The 20462-nt window shown below is 27.3% G+C and carries 20 protein-coding genes and 1 tRNA gene; 3 read left to right on the top strand and 18 right to left on the bottom strand.

Translation table 11 applies throughout. From position 1 onward, the window contains the following. Positions 1-104: 104 nt before the first annotated feature. The 3 genes from VJI93_RS07655 to VJI93_RS07665 form a co-directional block, all read right to left on the bottom strand. On the bottom strand, positions 105-929 hold the full coding sequence (locus VJI93_RS07655; protein ID WP_324000344.1) for a hypothetical protein: 825 nt from the start codon (positions 927-929) through the stop codon (positions 105-107). 96 nt (positions 930-1025) lie between these two features. Further along, positions 1026-1757, bottom strand: a complete 732-nt coding sequence (locus VJI93_RS07660) for a hypothetical protein (protein WP_324000343.1) — start codon at positions 1755-1757, stop codon at positions 1026-1028. Between the two features lie 57 nt (positions 1758-1814). After that, complete coding sequence (locus VJI93_RS07665; RefSeq protein ID WP_324000342.1) at positions 1815-2543, bottom strand: hypothetical protein; 729 nt, start codon at positions 2541-2543, stop codon at positions 1815-1817. A 248-nt stretch (positions 2544-2791) separates the two neighbouring features. On the opposite strand from VJI93_RS07665, the gene VJI93_RS07670 reads away from it, so the two are divergent. Next, positions 2792-2965: a hypothetical protein gene (locus tag VJI93_RS07670; protein WP_324009221.1), complete on the top strand. Its 174-nt coding sequence runs from the start codon at positions 2792-2794 to the stop codon at positions 2963-2965. A gap of 167 nt (positions 2966-3132) precedes the next feature. On the opposite strand, the gene upp is transcribed toward VJI93_RS07670, so the two are convergent. Beyond that, positions 3133-3762, bottom strand: a complete 630-nt coding sequence (upp, locus tag VJI93_RS07675; protein ID WP_040597086.1) for a uracil phosphoribosyltransferase — start codon at positions 3760-3762, stop codon at positions 3133-3135. Between the two features lie 196 nt (positions 3763-3958). On the opposite strand from upp, the gene VJI93_RS07680 reads away from it, so the two are divergent. Next, positions 3959-4045: transfer RNA gene (locus VJI93_RS07680), tRNA-Leu, on the top strand. A gap of 127 nt (positions 4046-4172) precedes the next feature. Here the strand turns inward: VJI93_RS07680 and VJI93_RS07685 are convergent. Further along, positions 4173-5867 (bottom strand): phospho-sugar mutase, encoded by a 1695-nt coding sequence (locus VJI93_RS07685; protein WP_324000345.1) that lies wholly within the window; start codon positions 5865-5867, stop codon positions 4173-4175. A 143-nt stretch (positions 5868-6010) separates the two neighbouring features. Here VJI93_RS07685 and VJI93_RS07690 point away from each other — a divergent pair, with 143 nt between their 5' ends. Next, a complete protein-coding gene (locus VJI93_RS07690) occupies positions 6011-6760 on the top strand; it encodes an exodeoxyribonuclease III (protein ID WP_324000341.1) in 750 nt (249 codons plus the stop codon). Between the two features lie 106 nt (positions 6761-6866). Here the strand turns inward: VJI93_RS07690 and VJI93_RS07695 are convergent, their stop codons facing one another. The 13 genes from VJI93_RS07695 to VJI93_RS07755 all read right to left on the bottom strand — a co-directional run. Then, entirely contained in the window at positions 6867-8369 is a 1503-nt protein-coding gene (locus tag VJI93_RS07695; protein WP_324000340.1) for a bifunctional metallophosphatase/5'-nucleotidase, read from the bottom strand. After that, positions 8369-9184 (bottom strand): phosphonate ABC transporter, permease protein PhnE, encoded by an 816-nt coding sequence (gene phnE, locus VJI93_RS07700; RefSeq protein ID WP_324000339.1) that lies wholly within the window; start codon positions 9182-9184, stop codon positions 8369-8371. The genes VJI93_RS07695 and phnE (VJI93_RS07700) overlap by 1 nt, the downstream gene beginning before the upstream one ends. Before the next feature lie 5 nt (positions 9185-9189). Beyond that, a complete protein-coding gene (phnE, locus tag VJI93_RS07705) occupies positions 9190-10011 on the bottom strand; it encodes a phosphonate ABC transporter, permease protein PhnE (RefSeq protein WP_324000338.1) in 822 nt (273 codons plus the stop codon). 2 nt (positions 10012-10013) lie between these two features. Then, complete coding sequence (gene phnC, locus VJI93_RS07710; RefSeq protein ID WP_324000337.1) at positions 10014-10769, bottom strand: phosphonate ABC transporter ATP-binding protein; 756 nt, start codon at positions 10767-10769, stop codon at positions 10014-10016. A gap of 77 nt (positions 10770-10846) precedes the next feature. Continuing rightward, the gene (locus tag VJI93_RS07715; RefSeq protein ID WP_324000336.1) at positions 10847-11899 is read right to left on the bottom strand and encodes a phosphate/phosphite/phosphonate ABC transporter substrate-binding protein; all 1053 of its coding nucleotides are present in this window, start codon (positions 11897-11899) and stop codon (positions 10847-10849) included. A gap of 177 nt (positions 11900-12076) precedes the next feature. Continuing rightward, positions 12077-12718, bottom strand: a complete 642-nt coding sequence (locus VJI93_RS07720; protein WP_324000335.1) for a ComF family protein — start codon at positions 12716-12718, stop codon at positions 12077-12079. After that, positions 12718-14937 (bottom strand): SF1B family DNA helicase RecD2, encoded by a 2220-nt coding sequence (gene recD2, locus VJI93_RS07725; protein ID WP_324000334.1) that lies wholly within the window; start codon positions 14935-14937, stop codon positions 12718-12720. The genes VJI93_RS07720 and recD2 overlap by 1 nt, the downstream gene beginning before the upstream one ends. Positions 14938-14987: 50 nt before the next feature. Next, on the bottom strand, positions 14988-16250 hold the full coding sequence (murA, locus tag VJI93_RS07730; RefSeq protein WP_324000333.1) for a UDP-N-acetylglucosamine 1-carboxyvinyltransferase: 1263 nt from the start codon (positions 16248-16250) through the stop codon (positions 14988-14990). Positions 16251-16446: 196 nt separating this feature from the next. Then, the gene (gene typA, locus VJI93_RS07735) at positions 16447-18276 is read right to left on the bottom strand and encodes a translational GTPase TypA (protein ID WP_324000332.1); all 1830 of its coding nucleotides are present in this window, start codon (positions 18274-18276) and stop codon (positions 16447-16449) included. Between the two features lie 258 nt (positions 18277-18534). Continuing rightward, a complete protein-coding gene (locus VJI93_RS07740; RefSeq protein WP_324000331.1) occupies positions 18535-19074 on the bottom strand; it encodes a hypothetical protein in 540 nt (179 codons plus the stop codon). 108 nt (positions 19075-19182) lie between these two features. Then, positions 19183-19722 (bottom strand): hypothetical protein, encoded by a 540-nt coding sequence (locus tag VJI93_RS07745; RefSeq protein WP_324000330.1) that lies wholly within the window; start codon positions 19720-19722, stop codon positions 19183-19185. A gap of 55 nt (positions 19723-19777) precedes the next feature. Continuing rightward, positions 19778-19936, bottom strand: a complete 159-nt coding sequence (locus VJI93_RS07750) for a hypothetical protein (RefSeq protein ID WP_324009222.1) — start codon at positions 19934-19936, stop codon at positions 19778-19780. Between the two features lie 65 nt (positions 19937-20001). Beyond that, positions 20002-20462: hypothetical protein (locus tag VJI93_RS07755; RefSeq protein ID WP_324000480.1), on the bottom strand; the 461-nt coding region annotated here is incomplete at its 5' end.

Genomic DNA, 20462 nt, shown 5'->3' on the forward strand with positions numbered 1-20462 from the left:
TTATTTTTAATTTTATATCATATTTTGACATACAAAAACCCCCAAATCCTTTGTCCGGATTTAGGGGTTCACATCATAAAGATTAGCATTTTATAATATTTAGTCTATCTATTTTCATCCAATTTTACATTATTCCAATCTGAATATGTCGTAACATTATCTATTTTAAAAGGACCCTTATTTCCAGTATATTCTAAAGTCCAAGTTACATTTTTTAAATAAAATGTCTTCTTATCAAACACAGCTTCAAATTTTATATCAATTTCATTTTCAGTAACTTTTTTCAAGCTCAAATTATATTCAGATTTCAATAAACTAATAATTTTTGATTTATTATTATCATCATTTTTAATTTTTAAATGGTATTCATCGTTTACTTCTTCTAATGTTAGGTCATCTTCATTAAAAGAATAAATGTTATCTAACAATCTAAAATAATCTGGATGTGCTTCATAAACTCCATTCTGCTTTTCGGTTTTAGTTACACCATTTATTTTTCTAGTTATAATCATTGTTTTATTCTTATCTCCAAGAAACTCAGCATCATAATTCCTTTGTTCATCATTAGAATACCCTGTATATCTAGCTCTTGCTTTACCCTTGATGATTTTTTTAGTATCCTTGTCATTTATCAATTCTGCCTTCAGAACTTGTTGTGTTTCTTTTCCGTTGTATTTATTATTTCCCTCATTAAGTAATGCTATTGATTCAATATTATTATTTTCCTTTTTTACTTTTTCAAATAATTCACTAATTTTAATTTTATTTGATTTTTCAGATGATTCACTAGTTTCCCTTTCATTTGATTTTTCAGATGATTCACTAGTTTTCCTTTCATCTGATTTTTCAGATAATTCACTCGAACAACCTGAAAAAATAAATATTATAGACATTAATCCTATTAAGTAAAATTTTTTCTTCTTAAACATTTTCTACCCTCCAAAAACAAATCTTTATTTATTATAACATATTTGTCAAAATAAAAAAATGCTATTCATAAAGATTAGCATTTTATGATATTTAATCTATTTAGTTCCTTCAACTTTTGTATTGTTCCATTCGGAATATTTTGTAGTATCTTCTATTTTAAAAGGTCCTTTTTTCCCATTATATTCTATACTCCAAACTATACTTTTTAAATAAAATGTCTTCTTATCAAATACAGCTTCAAATTTTAAATCAACTTCATATTCAGTAACAGTCGTTAAGTTCAATTTATATTGTGATTTCAATATTTCAAAAACCTTTAAATTTTTACTTCCACTTTTTAAGTTTAAATGATACTCATCGTTTTTTTCTTCTAATTCTAAATCTTTTTCTTTAAGAGCATAAATTCCATCCAACAATTTATAATAATCAGGATTTACATAATAACCAGAACCTTGTTTTTCAGTTTTTTCCTCTTTTCCGTCTACTTTAGTAGTTTTGATTAATGTTTTTTTGCTGTCCCCAACAAATACAACATCATAATCTACCTCTCCTTTATTCACTTTTCCTTTATATCTAATGTATCCCTTTCCTTTGATAATTTTTTTGTTATTAACATTATTTATCAATTCTGCGTGAAGTGTTTGAATACTTGTACTTTCCTTAGTTGTATTTTTAGTTTCATCATCCAGTACCAATGAATGAATTTTATCATTTGCCTCTTTTGACTTTTCAAAAAATTCCCTAACTTTCATTTTTCCTGAACAACCTGTAAAAACAAAGATTGTCAATACTAATGTTATTACAAAAATTTTTCTATTTTTAAACATTTCACATCACCTCAATTTTGCACTTTTGTTCATTATCACATTTTTAAAAGTACCCATTTATTTTTTATCTAAATTTACATTATCCCAATCAGAATATGTTGTAGTATTTTCTAATTTGAAAGCTCCTTTATTTCCATTATATTCTATACTCCAAACTATACTTTTTAAATAAAATGTTTTCTTATCAAATACAGCTTTAAACTTTACATCAACTTCATCCTCATAAACATTTCCTAGATTCAATCCATATTGTGATTTCAATATATCAAAAACCTTAAAATTTTTATTTTCACTTTTTAATTTTAAATGATATTCATCATTTTCTTCTTCTAATATTAAATCTTTTTCTTTAAGAGTATAAATTCCATCCATTAACTCATAATAATCAGGAGTTACTCTGTATTTAGAATTTTCTTTCTTTGTTTCTTTATCTTTTCCGTTTTCTTTGAAAGTTGTTATTAATGTATTTTTTGCATCTCCAACAAATACAATATCACAATCTACTTCTCCTTTTTCTCTAGCTCCTTTATATTTTACGCTTCCTTTTCCTTTTTTGATTTTCTTTGTATTAGCATTATTTAATAATTCTGCATGAATAAGTTGAGACTTAATTTTCCCATCAATTTCATTTTTAGTTTCAGTATCCAATATAAAAGACTGAATTTTATCGCTTGCCTCTTTTGATTTTTCAAAGAAGTCCTTGACTTGCATCTTGTTAGAACAACCTGTAAAAATAAATAAGGTTAACACTAATGTTATAATAAACAATTTTTTATTTTTAAACATTTCCTATCACCTCGATTTTATATTTTTCTTAATTATATCACATTTATAAAATTTTAAAAAGTTTATTAAATAAATTCCTAAATTTATATCTAATCGTACATTTTTATTTTTTTGTTGGCAAACCACAATAATCAATATATAATGATATAGATAAAATCACTTTAATTATATATTGAAATAAAAACAAAAAATGAAGGGATTGTAACTATATAAAAAATTGGAGGAAATTAATAACATCTTACTTCTTAGTGTTTATAGAAATTATCGGTTTAATAAAAAAGTATTTAATTATAAAAAAAATAATTAAAGTAAAAGAAATTCCTTATTATAAGGAAAATGAAATTTTAGAAAAAACAAGAGATGATATAATAGAAAAATATGGAAATTTTTACTTAATTATTTCAATAATATATTTTTTATAGCATTATTGTTCAGAAATTCAAAATATATTTATATTGTTACATCTCTTTCAATGATTCCTATTTTCTACTACAAATGGTGGTTGCTAAAATTTATAAAATACAAGACAAATGATAGATTTAGCGATTAAAAAAGTTGGAGAAAACTCCAACTTTTTTAATTTTATAAATTATTTTGTTCCGAATAACCTATCTCCTGCATCTCCAAGTCCAGGAATAATATAGCTATGTTCATTTAGTTTTTCATCTAATGCAGCTACGAAAATATCCACATCAGGATGATTTTTTTGAACAGCCTTAACTCCTTCAGGAGCCGCAATTATACAAACTAATTTAATATTTTTACAACCCTTTTGTTTTAAAAGTTTAATTGCATCAGATGCTGAACCACCAGTAGCAAGCATTGGATCAAGAACTAAAAAGTCTCTTTCTTCGGCATCTACAGGTAATTTACAATAATATTCAACAGGTTGTAAAGTTTCAGGATCACGATATAATCCAATATGTCCAACTTTTGCAGCAGGAAGAATATTTAACATTCCTTCAACCATTCCAAGTCCCGCCCTTAAAATGGGTACTACTCCTAACTTCTTCCCGGATAGTCTCTTAACCTTTGTTTTTTGTAATGGTGTTTCAATTTCTACTTCATCAGTTTTTAAATCTCTTGTAACTTCATAAGCCATAAGCATTGAAATTTCATTTACCAAAGCTCTAAAATCTTTTCCCCCGGTTTTTTTATCCCTCAAATATCCCAACTTGTGAGAAATAACCGGATGATCGAATACTGTTAATTTTGACATATTATTACCTCCTACAATTATGCAAAAATTTTTTATTCTATTAAATTAATTTTTACTATTATACAAAAATTTTTTTAATTAGTAAAGTCTATTTGTTATATTGATAAAATATTTCTAATATTTTTCACAAAAAATTTTCATCAAAAATATTGAAATGTTTTTACTTTTATGTTATACTATTCCAGTAATTAAATTTGCCGGCGTGTCGGAACTGGCAGACGAGACAGACTCAAAATCTGTTATCCGCAAGGGTGTGTGGGTTCGAGTCCCACTGCCGGCACCATTTCTATTATTTCAAAAAATTATTGAGATTAATTTAGTTCATTAAAAGTAGAGCGTTTCGACTCTACTTTTTATATTAATATAGTTTTTTATGAAAAAAGGTATGAATTAACATACCTTTCTTTAATTTATTTTACATTATTCATTTTTTCTCTACATTCTTTTTCGATTAAGTCTAATTTATCAATACTTTCTTGCTCAGTTTTTCCTATTGTATAAATATATAATTTAATCTTAGGTTCTGTTCCTGACGGTCTTAAAGCATACCAAGATCCATCATTCAAATAATATTTTAGGCAATTTTGTTTTGGAAAATCTAAATATCCATCCTTAAAATCAATTATTTCTTTTAAAGAAATGTCTCCCATTTCTTTAATAGGATTTTCTCTAAATCCTTCCATCATTCTTCCGATTCTTTGTTGCCCTTCAATTCCTTCAAGTTCAAGAGAAATTTGTCTTTCATTGTAATATCCGAATTCTTGATAAATATCATTTAATACATCTAATAGACTCTTTCCTTGTTTTTTATAGTATGCAGTCATTTCTACAACCATCATTGAAGCCCCGACAGCATCTTTATCCCTTATAAATGTACCATAACAAAAGCCAATACTTTCTTCATATCCAAAAACATAATTTTTTTCTTTAGTTACATCATATTCATTTGTCTTACCACAAATATTTTTAAAACCTGTTAATGTTTCAACTGTTTCTATTCCATATTTTTTTGCTATCGCTCTTGATAAATCTCCTGTTACAATAGATTTTACTAAAACTGGATTTTCAGGCAAATTATTTAGTGCATGTCTTTGTGAGAAAATATAATATGATAATAGAGCTCCTATTCTGTTACCATTTAAAAATACATATTCTCCATTTTTATCTCTAACTTCGAGAGCAACTCTATCACAATCTGGATCTGTTGCAATTAAAATATCAGCCCCAACTTCTTTACCTAATTTTTCAGAATAAAGAAAGGCTTTAGGAACTTCAGGATTTGGATATCCAACAGTTGTAAATTCTGGATCCGGCATTTCTTGTTCTTTAACGACAAAAATATTATTAAATCCTCTTCTTTTTAAAACTTCTCTAACTGGTAAATTTCCAACACCATTTAAAGGAGTATAAACAACCTTAATATCTTTATCTATATTTTCATCATTTATAGTTAAATTTAAAACTTCTTTTTTGTAATCTTCATCAACTGAATCATCAATATATTTTGCCATTCCATTTTTTATAGCATCTTCAAAAGGAATTTGTTTAACATCTTCAAATTTTTCAATTTTATCCATGTGAGATGAAATTTGATTTGCTATGTCATCAAGAATTTGTGAACCCTCTTTCCAATATGCCTTATATCCATTATAAGCTTGTGGATTGTGACTAGCAGTAACCATTACTCCCGCTATACAATTTAATTTTCTAATTGCATAAGAACACATTGGAGTAGGTCTAATTCCCTTATAAATATATGATTTAATTCCATTTCCTGCCATTATTGAACAAGTAAGTTCTGCAAATTCTTTTGAGCCATATCTTACATCATAACTTAAAGCAACTCCTCTATCAATAGCTTCTTGACCATGATCAATAATAGTATTCGCAAGAGCTTGAGCAGCCTTTGAAACCATATATTTATTCATTCTATTTGTTCCTGCTCCAAGTTTCCCACGAAGGCCTGCTGTTCCAAATTCCAAAACTTTATAAAATCTATCTTTAATTTCTTCTTCATTATCTTTTATTGAAAGTAAATCATTTTTTGTTTCTTCATCAAAAAATTTATTATTTAACCATTCTTCATAAACTTTTTTATAATCTATCATAAAATCCTCCTAATTATATATTCTATTATATTTTACATCAAAAGATATTTTATTTCAACAGTTTCAATTTAAAGCTATTTTAAATGATAAATTTATGGTATAATTAACTAGGTTGATTATAAATAATATGAGGTGATTAAATGAAATTTATTTCTTGGAATGTGAATGGACTTAGAGCTTGTATTAAAAAAGGATTTTTAGATTATTTTAATGATATTAATGCAGATTTTTTCTGTTTACAAGAAATTAAGATGAGTGAAGGTCAACTTGACCTTGAACTGGAAGGATATGAAGCTTATTACAATTATGCACAAAGAAAGGGATATAGTGGAACTGCTATTTTTACAAAATACAAACCTTTAAGTGTAAAATATGGAATGGGAATTGAAGAACATGACAATGAAGGAAGACTTATAACTTTAGAATATGATGATTTCTTTTTAGTAACTTGTTATACACCAAACTCAAAACAAGAACTTTTAAGACTTGACTATAGAATGGTTTGGGAAGATGCTTTTAGAAATTATTTACTTGAATTAAATAAAACTAAATCCGTAATAGTTTGTGGAGATTTAAATGTCGCTCATAAAGAAATTGACTTAAAAAATCCAAAAACTAATAGAAAAAATGCAGGATTTACGGATCAAGAAAGAGATAAGATGTCTATTCTTTTAGAAAGCTTTACAGATACTTTTAGATACTTCTATCCAGATAAGGAAAATGAATACAGTTGGTGGAGTTATTTTGGAAAATCAAGAGAAAGAAATACAGGCTGGAGAATTGACTATTTCTTAACTTCAAAAGATATGGATAATAGACTTGTAGATGCACAAATTCATCAAAGCATTTTAGGTAGTGATCACTGCCCTGTTTATTTGGAAATAAAATAACTTACTTTTAAAAGATGTATTAAAAAATAATATATCTTTTTTTGTCCTTACTTCTTCATGTTTAAATTTAAAAAGACTATTACATCAATTGCAATAGTCTTTTTGTCTAATCAACAATTTTTAATTTTATATTATTCTTGTCCTCAATTTCAACATATTTATTTTCTTTTACATAATCTATTAAAACTTCGGCAATATCCCTTGTATCTTCTTTAAGAGTTTTAAGTTCCGGGAAAAACGAAAAGTTTCCTCCACCAGTAGCCCTATAATTATTTAATACAAGTTTATGTTTTTTATCTAAAATTAACTCTTCTCCATCTACTTTTACATCTGTTATAAAATTATTTCCACTTTTTGAAATATTCATTGTATATTCTATTCCGTCAAGCATATCATAATTATACATCTCTCTTTTAGGATATAAAAATTTTGGATTAATATCAATTTTATTATCTTTAACTATCCAATAAGTTGAAAGCTGTGTTAAGTAGTCTAAAATATTTTGTCCACTCATTTCTTTTAAAACTAATGTATTTGGAAATGGATAATTTAGAATTATATCTCTATATCTTAATTTTTCACCAAAACCGGGCATAACTTCAAAAAGACAACAAGAAGAAATATCAGCTCCCATTGTTTCCTTTTGAATTTTATTTATAAAACTTGTAATTGAATGTTTTTCCAATTGAGCAGTCTTTGTGTCAGAAATATACATTTCTTTATTACAACTACCAATTTCAATATCCAACCATTTTTCAGTTTCATTTAAAACTTCTTTAAATTTTTCTTCCATTTCAACATCAATTTCATATCCTGAAATGTCTTTAAGATTAACTGAAATATTTTCATCAAATAAAACTTCCATACAAGTATAACAGCCATCTGCACATTGTATTACAAGTGTATCTTTTATCTTCCCTGTTAAAGTCCTATGTTGATGACCTGTAACTAAAACATCTATTCCGGAAATTTTATCACAAATCTCATAGCCAACATTTTCTCCTGTCAAGTTTTCAGTAGGATTTCCACTTTCCAAATCCCTTTCAAAACCGCCATGATAAAAAACTACCACATAGTCAACCTTATCTCTAACAGCTTCAACTGAGTTTTTAACAGTTTCAAAAACGCTTAAGATTTCCAAATTTTCTAAATTTTTAGGATTTTCCCAATGGTCAATATAATCAGTTACAACTCCAATTAATGCAATTTTTTTATTATCTATGCAAATAATATCTGTATTTCCAAGATTTTCGTTTTTATACTTTACATTACCAGTAATACATTTTGCATCATTTTCTTTAACATAATTATATAAAAACCCACTACCATAGTTAAAATCATGATTTCCAATATTTATATAATCACAATGTAAATGATTAAGAGCTTTGGCAACTATATTTTCTTTTAAATTTGCATTAGCATAGGTTACCAAAGGTGTTCCCTGATTTATATCTCCATTGTCAACATAAATTACTTTCCCATTTTTTCTTTCCTCTTTTAAAAAAGTTGAAAATCTAGAAAGTCCTTTATTTGCTATTGCAGAGTTTACAAAATTATATGCCAATAAATTACCATGAACATCAGTGGTAGATAAAATTTTAAAAGCCATTAATATCCCCTCGCCAATTTTCTTCTTACATTATTTGAAAAGACCTCTATAATTAAAACTAAAATAATTATTCCAACTAAAATTGATCCAACTTCATTCCAACGATAATTATTCATTGCAAAAATAAGTGGTGCCCCAATTCCACCTGCTCCTACAAGCCCAAGAACAGACGCATCTCTTAAATTCATATCAAATCTATAAATAACAATAGAAATTAACTTTGAATAAATTTGAGGTAAAATTCCATATCTTATTTGTTCTATTTTTGTACAACCAATCGCTGAAAGAGATTCAATAATTCCAAAATCTAAATCTTCTATAACATCTATATATAATTTAGTAACCATTCCTATTGAAACAACTGACATTGTAAATACACCAGCCAGTGCCCCAGGTCCTGTAACACCTATAAACATAAGTCCATAAATAAAAGCAGGAACAGTTCTAACACACATTGTAAAAAATCTTCCAATTACAGCCACATATTTTGAAACAATTTTTTTTGCAGAAATAAATGCAAAAGGAATAGAAATAATCGCTCCAATTATTGTACCCAGAAATGCAATACACATTGTTTCAAAAAGTAAATAAATTACACCTTTATTGTCAAGTCTAAAAAGAAATTCTAAATCGGGATGTAATATACCACTTATAATATTTTTAGCAATTGTCATTGAGTCTTTAACATCATCACCCTTTTTAATTGACATCGCAGACCAAATTAAAAGTCCTAAAACTATTACAATAACAGCTATAATATAAGTATAAGATTTTGGCTCTTTTTTTAATTTTTCTTCTACTTTTGAATTCATCATTTCCATTACTCCAACCTTCCTCTAAAATGTTCACTTATAATTTCTATTACAAAAACAGTTAAAAGTAATAAAAATACTATTGTCCCAACTTTTGAATATTCTCTCCATCCGAGTTTTTCATTTAAAATCATACCAATACCACCTGCACCAACATAACCTAAAATTGCAGCATATCTAACATTACCTTCAAAGTTGAATAATGCAGTTGAAATATATGAAGGTAAAACAACTGGCAGTATAGCATATCTAAAAGCATAGAATTTAGTAAATCCCATAGATTCCATACATTCAAAAGCTCCCATATCAACAGTTTCTATTGATTCATACAATAATTTTCCAACATAAGATAATGAAAAAATAAAAATTGCTACAGTTCCGGCAAAAGTCCCAAGCCCCCATATATATGTTGCTATTAAAGCACAAACAAGAGATGGTAAAGTTCTTAAAATACTTAAAAATAATTTAAAAAATCCATTTACAAATTTATTTTTAGTTATATTGCTGGATGCCAAAATAGCAACAGGCAACGAAACTAATGCACCTAAAAACGAACCCATCAAAGACATTTTTATAGTGTCAAAAAGTGGAGTTAAAACCTCTTTAGAATAACTAAAGTCAGGTGGAATCATTCCTTTTAAAATATTAAAAAAGTTTCCAAAATTATTAAAAACTTCAAAATTAAAACCAGTAACCTTTATTGAAATATACATCAATAAAATTACAATGATTGTAATTAAAGGAGTTTTTGAACGTGGTCTAAAAACTACTTTTCCATTGTCTAACTCTATTTTTTCTTTTGGAATTATAGTATCAAATATATTTTTCATATTTATTCTCCAGTTGCAAATAAATCTTTTTGGTAAATTTTATCTAAAATTTCTTTTGTAATATCACTTGCCGCTCCATCATAAACAATTCTACCTTTGTTTATTCCTACGACTCTATCGCAATATTTCAAAGCTAAATCTACATCGTGAATATTTATTAAAATAGTAATTTTATTTTCTTTATTTATTTTTCTAAAATCATCCATAACTTGATTTGAAGTTACGGGATCAAGAGCTGCAACAGGTTCATCAGCTAAAATAATTTGTGGACTTTGTCCTAAGGCTCTTGCTAAAGCTACTCTTTGTTGCTGACCACCTGAAAGTTGGTCAACTCTTACATAAGCTTTTTCCAACATATCTACTTTATCCAGTGCTTCTAAAGACTTAATCTTACATTCCTTAGGAAATATTCCAAAGAATTTTCTAAAACCAGTTAAATCTGGAACAAATGCAGTTAAAACATTTTTTATAACTGTGGTTCTAGTAACTAAATTAAAAGATTGAAAAATCATACCAATTTTTCTTCTAAACTTTCTAATATCAAATCCGCTTAATTTTTTTACATCAACATCATTTACAATTAATTCTCCAGCAGTAATCTCATGCATCTTATTGACACATCTTATTAGTGTTGATTTTCCAGAACCGGAAAGTCCTATAATAGCTACAAATTCTCCTTGGTCAATTTTTAAATCTACATCAATCAATCCCTTTGTTCCATTAGGATAAACTTTACTAACTTTTTTAAATTCTATCATTTTTTTCTCCATATATTTTGTTAAAAAAGGAGAGATTTCTCTCTCCCTAATTCTCACACAATTTAATTAATTCATAATTATTTTAATTTTTTTACAATTTCTTGAGCTTTTGCCTCATTATCATAGTCACTATCTTTTGCTGGTTGATAACCTTCATGACTATAAACAGCTATAACTTTCTTACCTTCTTCTGTTTTAGCAATTTCAATCAAAGCTTTTTCTAAAGCTTTCTTAAATTCAGGTGTTATATTTTTGGAATTCTTAGAAACACTTACAGTATCATTATATATAGGAGTTGTTACACCAATAAGATTTGTTTCATCCCAAATTGATGATTTTCTTCCATAATTTTCAGTCCATTTCTTTTCCTGATCAAGTCTAGCATCAGCATATGTACAAAGCACATCTACTTGACCTGAAGCAAGTCTAGCAAAAGCAGAACCGTAAGAATCACTTAAAATTGCATTATTTCCTAAATCTTTAATAGTTTTTCCAAAATTTTCATTTAACCAAAGAGTTGGATAGATATATCCTGCAGGTGAAGTTGGATTCATAACACTCCATTTTAAATCTTTTACATCATCCCAAGTTAATTTTTCTCCAGCATTTACTTTTTTAGCAATTGCTTGTCCTTTTTCAGATGGACCAGCAATAATTAATGCTCTATAAGATGTAGCTTGATCTTCTGTTTTCTTAGTAGGTTTTTGATTATTCCAAACTTTAGCAGAATCGTCATTCAAAGAAAGACCTTTTCTAGTAGCAGTCAAAAGAACTTCTGCTCCATCTCTATATAAAACATAAGTCCCCGCTGGAATAAACCCAACATCTAAAGTTCCAGCATTAAGTCCTTCACCAACAGCTTCAAAACTTGTTCCAACTGTTATATCAACATTTTTAACATCATAGCCTTCTTTTGCTAATTGTTCCTTTAGTAACTTCTTTAAAGGTTCGGTTGCAGTAACTATTTCTGATGGTTCCCTTGAAGGTACAAAACCAATTGAAAGCTTTTCAATAATAGTTTTTCCGTCAGCAGATTTTTTAGATTCTTTTTTAGAACCACAACCCACAAGAAGTCCGGCACTTAAAACAAGTGCTAAAGATGAAATTAAAATTCTTTTAAATATTTTCATAATTCCCCCTATATTAGTAAAAAATAAATTGTATGATTTACACTTATATTATATCATTTTAAATAATGGTTTACAATTAAAACTACGACTTTTCTTCAATTTTTTTATAACGAAATTTATAATAATATTTTTATTAAAATAAACAATTTAAAAGCGAGTAAATTCAACTCGCTTAAATTAAAAAACTCCACACAGACATACAATCCAAACAAAATTACAATTAGCTTTTTTAAATTCCTTATAACACTCATCAATTGTTGCACCACTTGTATGTATGTCATCTATTAGTAAAATATTCTTTCCACTTAAATCGCAATCAACTAAAAAGGAATTTTGTAAATTTACACTTCTTTCTTCAAGGGATAAAAAATGTTGTGATTTAGTATTTTTTATCTTATATAGCTTGTCAAACAACGCTATATTAGAATATTTTGAAATTTCTTCTGCAAGAAGTTTTGAATGATTATACCCTCTTTGTCTAATTTTCTTTTTACTTGAAGGAACATAGGCAATATAATCCATCTTTTCAAGCAAACATTTATCCAAATTTTCATATATCAACTTTCCAAAAGGTTTTTTCAAATATACTCCATTTTCAAACTTAAATTCCTTAATTTTTGTCTTTAAGATTCCAGAATAATAGAACAAAATATCTTTTTTAAAATATTCTTCTCCATAATCATTAAAAATTTCCTTATCATATTTTCTGATTTTAGATAAACAGTCCTCACACAAATAAAAGTCTTTTACAATATTATCTTTACAGAAAAAACAATAATCCTCATTAAAAAAGAAACTTTTTAAAAATTTTTTTATCATTATAGTAATTCCTCTACAAGTCCGTAAAAATGTTTTATCCTATTTTCCAAATTAGAATATCTGCTATTTATAGTATTATTTCTAATCATATTATTCATAATATTCTTATCTCCAACTAGCACAATATTTTCCTTTGCCCTTGTAATTGCAGTATATAATAGATTTCTAGTTTGAAGCAGTCTATATCCATCAAACATAGGAATAATTACAGATTTAAATTCAGAACCTTGAGATTTGTGTATAGTTATTGCATAAGCTAATTCCAAATTATCTAAATCCTCTAAGGTATAATCTATAAGCCTCTTATCATCCATTTCAACAGTCAACTTATTACTGGACTTATCAATGAAAATAATATGCCCCATATCTCCATTATACACACCAAAATTTTCTTCTCCATCAGAATCAAAAAATGATAGATTATAATTATTTTTAGTTTGCATAACTTTATCATTAACACGAAAGAGTTTATTACCTACTAAAATCTCATCAGTCGTTTCATTTTTCGGATTTAAAATATCCTGTAATAGCCTATTTAATTCAAAAACTCCGCAAATTCCCTTTCTGCTTTGAGTAAGAATTTGGATATCTTTAGAAAAATCATAACCATAAGCATTTGGTAGTCTTTTACTAATCAAATCAACTACAATATTTCTGGTAATTGCAGGAGATTCAGTTTTCAAAAAGAAAAAATCACTATTTTTTTCATTTAAAGTCGGCTCTTGACCATTATTTATTTTATGAGCATTAACAATTATATTACTACTTTCAGATTGCCTAAAAATATCAACAAGTTTTGTATATTTTATTTTTTCTGAATTAATTAAATCCCTTAAGACATTTCCTGCACCGACACTTGGGAGTTGGTCAACATCTCCAACAATAATTAATCTGGTATTATCCTTTATTCCTCTTAAAAGTTTTTCAAAAAGAACCACATCAACCATACTCATCTCATCAATAATAATTACATCAGTATCTAAAGAATTATCTTCATTATACTCGAAATGTCCAATATCATCATAACTACTTGGAATATAACCTAACATTCGGTGAATAGTTTTAGCCTCTATTCCTGTAGTTTCTTCAATCCTTTTTGCAGCTCTACCCGTTGGAGCACAAAGAGAAATATTATACCCATTGTCTAAATATATCTTAGATATTGTATTTATTATTGTGGTTTTTCCTGTACCCGGTCCACCTGTTATAATAGAAATATTTTCTTCAAAACAGGATTTTATCGCATCTATTTGAATATCTGATAATTTTATGGACAGACTTTTAATAGATTTCTTTATTTCCTTATCAATGTCAAATAGAATTTTGAAATCCTCATTTAAAGCCATTTTTGCAAGTTTACTAGCAATATAACTTTCAGAAACATATAAATAATCTAAATAAATATTTGATTCCTCGAAAGAATTGTCTATAACTATATCTGAAGATAAAAGTAAATTCATATATACAGGTCCTATAAGTTCTGTTTCAACTCCTATTAGTTTAGAAACTTCATCGGTAAGTTTTTCTTTTGGATAGTAAACATGTCCAAAATTTATAGCTTTTTGATTTAATACATAAAGGATGGCTGATTCAATTCTATAAGGACTATTTTTGTCCAAATTATTTTTTAAAGCTATTTCATCAGCTTTTAAAAACCCAATCCCTTTTATATTTTTTATCAGCTTATACGGATTTTCATTAATAACTTCTAAAGTATTTTCACGAAAAACATTATAAATTTTTTTAGATAAACTTAGACTTATTCCAAGTCCGCTAAGATGAAATAAAATATTTTTGCTAAATCTTAATTCTTCAACGGATTTTTTTATTTTTTCAATGCTTTTCTTTCCAATTCCTCTAACTTCAATCAATCTATCAGTTTCATCAAAAACTATATTTAAACTTTCTTTACCAAACTGTTCAACTATATAACTTGCATTCTTAGTCCCAATAGTAGAAATAATTCCACTTGCCAAATATCTTTGAATTTCAGCAATTGAACTAGGTAATTTTTTTTGATAGGAAGTTGCGTTCAGCTGTTCACCATACTTGTTATCATATGTAAACTCTCCTTCAACTTCCAAACTTTCTCCGACATTAACAGAATCAAAAATACCTACAATTTTGATTTCACCATCACTTGTATTTAAGTCAAAAACAGAATATCCATTTTCTTCATTTACATATCTGACCTTTATAACTTCTCCTGTTAATTTCATAACTTCTCCTGTATATAAATTTAGGAAACTATAACTAGTTTCCTAAAAAATTAATCTTCTACCCTTTCAATATTTGCTCCTAATGATTTCATTTTACCTACAAAATCATTATATCCTCTATCTATATGATAAATATTCCCAATTGTTGTTGTACCTTCTGCAACAAGACCAGCTAAAACAAGAGCTGCTCCCGCTCTTAAATCTGTCGCTTTAACATCTGCTCCAACAAGTTTTCTAACACCGGCAATTCTAGCTTCTTTTCCACTTGTTGCAATAATAGCCCCCATTTTATTGAGCTCATCAACATGCATAAATCTATTTTCAAAAACAGTTTCTGTAACTTTTGCTTGATCTTCACATACACATAAATAAGCCATAAATTGTGCTTGAACATCTGTTGGGAAACCTGGATAAGGTAAAGTTTTAATATCTGTTCCCTTAATCTTGTCGCTTCCCTTTACAAAAATTGAATCTTCATCTTCATTTACTACAACATAGGCACCTGTTTCTTTCAATTTTGCAATAACAGGTTTGATATGGTTTGAAATACAATTTTGAACTACAACCTTTCCTCCTGTAATCGCAGCAGCTATCATAAATGTAGCAGCTTCAATCCTATCAGGAATAATTGTATGAACTGTTCCTCCTAATTTTTCTACACCAATTATTGTTATGGTAGAAGTACCAGCACCTGAAACTTTTGCTCCCATTTTATTTAGAAAATTTCCTAAATCTACAATTTCAGGTTCTTTTGCTGCATTTTCAATTACAGTTTCGCCTTTAGCTAAAGTTGCAGCCATCATTATATTTTGAGTTGCACCTACAGAAGGAAAATCTAAATAAATAGTATCACCATAAAGTTTTTCACATCTTGCAGAAATCTTATCAGGTTCTTCTTCAATTAAAGCACCTAAATTTTTAAATCCTTTTAAATGCAAATCAATAGGACGAGAACCTATTGCACAGCCTCCTGGTAAAAATGCATCTGCTCTACCAAATCTTGCAAGCAATGGACCCATAACCAAAAATGAGGCTCTCATCTTTTCCATTAAACTTCTATCTGTTACAAAAGAATTAATATTGCTAGAATCAATAGAGACTCTATTTTCAGATAGAAACTCTATTTTAGCACCCAAACTCTCTAAAACTTTCAAAATTATTTTTACATCTACTAAATTTGGAACATCTTCAAGCACTATCGGCTCTGTTCCTAAAAGTGAAGCAGCTATAATAGGAAGTGCTGCATTCTTTGCTCCATCTATCTTTACAGTGCCTTCCAAAGGAGCACTCTTTCTTACTAATATCTTAGGCAAACAAATCCCTCCAAAATATTTTTTATTTAAAACAACAAGTTACCCCACGATTCAAAACATCGTGGAAGAGTGGGGTTCTTTATTATTCAATAATACTTTTTATCTATTATAATAAAATTTAATGACAAAAACAAATTTAAAATTGTCAAACAACAAATCTACTTTTATTATACCACATTTGCTATATATTATTAAACTATTTATTATTTTTCTTAGATTTATATCTTAATTGTGAATCCAATATCTTCTTTCTCATTCTTAAACTCTTTGGAGTTACTTCAATATATTCATCACTTTCAATAAATTCTAACATTTCTTCCAAACTCATAATCTTTGGCGGACTAAGTTTTAAAGCGTCATCAGATGCTGATGATCTAATATTAGTTTGTTGTTTCTTTTTACAAACATTAACTTCAATATCAAGTCCCTTAGCATTAGAACCTACAACCATTCCTTCATAAACTTCAGCCTGTGGAGAAATAAATAATATCCCTCTCTCTTGTGCTGAATTTAATCCATAAGCTGTTGCAATACCAGTTTCAAAACAAATTAATGAGCCAACATTTCTCTTTGGAATTTCACCTTTGAAAGGTTCATAAGCTTTAAACTCTGTATTTAAAGTTCCACTTCCTCTAGTATCAGTTAAAAACTCTGAACGATATCCGATAAGTCCTCTTGCAGGAATATTAAAAATAAGTCTTGTATATCCTGCTTGTGAAGGATTCATATTAACTAAGTCAGCTTTTCTTTGTCCTAACTTTTCTATAACAGAACCAACAAATTCTTGATCTACATCTATTGTTACAGTTTCTATTGGTTCTAGCAATTTACCATTTTCATCTTTTTTGTATAGAACTTCTGGTTTTGAAACTTGGAATTCATAACCTTCTCTTCTCATGTTTTCAATTAAAACTGAAAGATGAAGTTCTCCTCTTCCTGAAACTCTAAAACTATCGGTTGAAGCTGTATCCTCAACTCTTAAACTTACATCTGTTTCTAATTCTTTATAAAGTCTTGCACGAATTTGTCTACTTGTAACAAATTTTCCTTCTTTTCCAGCAAAAGGAGAATTATTTACTATAAAATTCATAGCAAGAGTAGGTTCAGAAATCTTTACAAATGGAAGAGGTGTTACATCTTCCAAAGAGCAAAGAGTATCTCCAATACTAATTCCTTCAACTCCTGTTACCGCAATAATATTTCCTACAGATGAACTTTCAACTTCTTTTCTGGATAAATTTTCAAACTCATATATTTTAGTAATCTTTATTTTCTTATTTACACTGCTGTCATTATAATTTACAATTACAGCATCATCTCCAAGTTTTACACTACCACTTTCAATCTTACCAATACCTATTCTTCCTACATACTCACTATAATCAGTAGTAGAAATAAGTAATTTAAAAGGTGCATTTTCATCTCCTTTTGGAGCAGGAATGTAGTCAACAATAACATCCAAAAGAGTTTTCATATCTTCAGTTTTTTTGTTGAAGTCCATTGTTGCATAACCTGATCTTGCAGATGCGAAAACAAAAGGACTTTCTAAATAATCTTCTGACGCATCAAGTTGGATAAATAAATCTAAAACTTCATCAACAACCTCTTCACATCTAGCTTCAGGTCTATCAATTTTATTTATACAAATAATAGTTGGCAGTTTAAGTTCAAAAGCCTTTCTTAAAACAAATTTAGTTTGAGGCATAGGGCCTTCAAAAGCATCGACTACTAGGATAACCCCATTTGCCATTTTTAAAACACGTTCAACTTCTCCACCAAAATCAGCATGTCCCGGTGTATCAATTACATTAATTTTTATTTCATTATAATCAATGGCAGTATTTTTTGAAAGAATTGTAATTCCTCTTTCTCTTTCTATATCATTTGAGTCCATTACTCTTTCTTTTACATCTTGATTTTCTCTAAAAACACCGCTACTTTTTAATAAGCAATCTACCAAAGTAGTTTTCCCATGGTCGACATGAGCTATAATTGCTACATTTCTTATATTTTCAATATTTCTCATATACTTTCCTTCCTATATTTTATATACAATGCATAACAATTAATTATAGCATATATACGTCAAAAAGTAAAATTTTTGATTGATTTTATACTATGTTTTCAACGATTTCAATAATTCTTTTGTAAAAAAACAAAAAATAGCATATAAAATTTTATAATTTTACACGCTATTCTTAACTAATTTCTATCAAAATATCTTATTGTATAACTCATAGTTCCTAAGTTTTTTCAATTATATTTATCTCTAAAACCAGATTATTTAAATAGTTATTGTAAAGAAAAATATATATGGCGCCGTAAATATTGCTATTGCTAATGCTAATTTTTTCTTCTTTTCTTCATCTATATAAAGTTTTGAAAATGTATATCTTTTATTTAATTTGTAATTTATAACCCTTGACAAAAGAATTGCAACACATAATATCAATACCTCAAATATCTTCTCCGGTATCTTTACAACAAGAGAATACAAAAAAGACTCATACCAATTAAAAAAAACTAGAGTTGATTTGATAAAAATTGTTAAAATTGCTGCAATCAAAATTAGTAATATAATAGCAATTATATCGCATAAAAACCCAAAACAAGTTACTCTTACTATTATTTTTTTTAAAGGAATATCTACTTTCAAACATAACATAAAAATATCCAAAACAATTGAATATAAAACAAATAATATTGGTATAATAAATGGCCACAATATAGGCAGTACCCATAAGACCCATAACGGAATAGGAAAGTCAATGTTAACATCCCCCCAAAATTGCGTTGGAAAGAAAACACTATAAAAAATATTCATTTTTTACCTCCTTTTTATGAAGTGAGAGAATTTAATTCTCCCACTTCAATTTTTTTATTTTTTAAAATTTTTATTTTTTACCTTTTCAGATTAATAATATAAGAATTATCATATCGTAAAGAAAAACATATATGGTGCTGTAAATATTGCTATGGCTAATGCCAATTTTTTCTTATTTTCTTCCTCTATGTCAAGTTTTGAAAAAGTATATCTTTTATTTAATTTGTAATTTATAACTCTTGATAACAGAATTGTAACTAATATTGTTAATAATGCATATACATTATTAATTGGATTTTCCTCTAAAGCTTTCAACCAAGGATAAAACACAGATTTATAGTTAATAATATTGTCTACTTGTAACATAATCAATATAAGAAATCCAGCAACTATTAAATCACATAAAAAACCAAATAGTACAGTTTTCATTATTATTTTTTTTAATATTTCAAATATATTAACTATTTTTAAATATCGCATGGACATAGTCAATACTGTTAAACAAAACATAGTAGTTATCGGAATAATAACAATCCAAGAAATTGGTAATAACCAAAAACCCCATAATGGCAAGGTAAGATCAAAATCTATTATGCCACCTTTAAAAAATATAATTGAAAAAAAACTATATATAGATAATATATTCATTTTTTATCTCCTTTTTTGTGAAGTGAGAGAATTTAATTCTCCCTCTTCAATTTTTTTATTTTTCAATATTTTCATTTTTTGATGCGAAAATCTTTTCATCAACTTTTCCATCTTTGTTTTTATCTATTTGTAAAACTGTATCTTTATCTTTGTTTATTCCTGTTCTTATTATCATATCCTTTGTAATAGATATTTCAATCCAATAATTTATCATTCCTATCAAAATATCTTATTGTATTATTCATTTTTTACCTTTTCTGATTAATAATATAAGAATTATCATATCGTAAAGAAAAACATATATGGTGCTGTAAATATTGCTATGGCTAATGCTAATTTTTTCTTATTTTCTTTCTCTATGTCAAGTTTTGAAAAAGTATATCTTTTATTTAATTTATAATTTATAATCCTTGACAATAAAATTAAAACACTCAATGTTAATATTGCGAATATATTATCAAGTGGCTTTTCATAAATAGAATCCCTCAAAGATTTATACCAATTGTAAAAATCTGATTTTGGATTAATAAGATTTTCTGTTACTATAGTTCCTAGCAATATAAGTCCTACAACTATAATATCACACAAAAAACAAAAAAAAGTTGTTTTTACTATTACTTTTTTAAAAATTCTAAAAGGATTATATATTTTCAGATATATCGTAGATATATAAACTACTGTTGAACATAATATAGTAGTTATCGGTATAATAACAATCCAAAATATTGGATTTATATAAA

Origin of the sequence: Parvimonas sp. M20 (assembly GCF_035282425.1) — a bacterium.
Classification (GTDB): domain Bacteria; phylum Bacillota; class Clostridia; order Tissierellales; family Peptoniphilaceae; genus Parvimonas.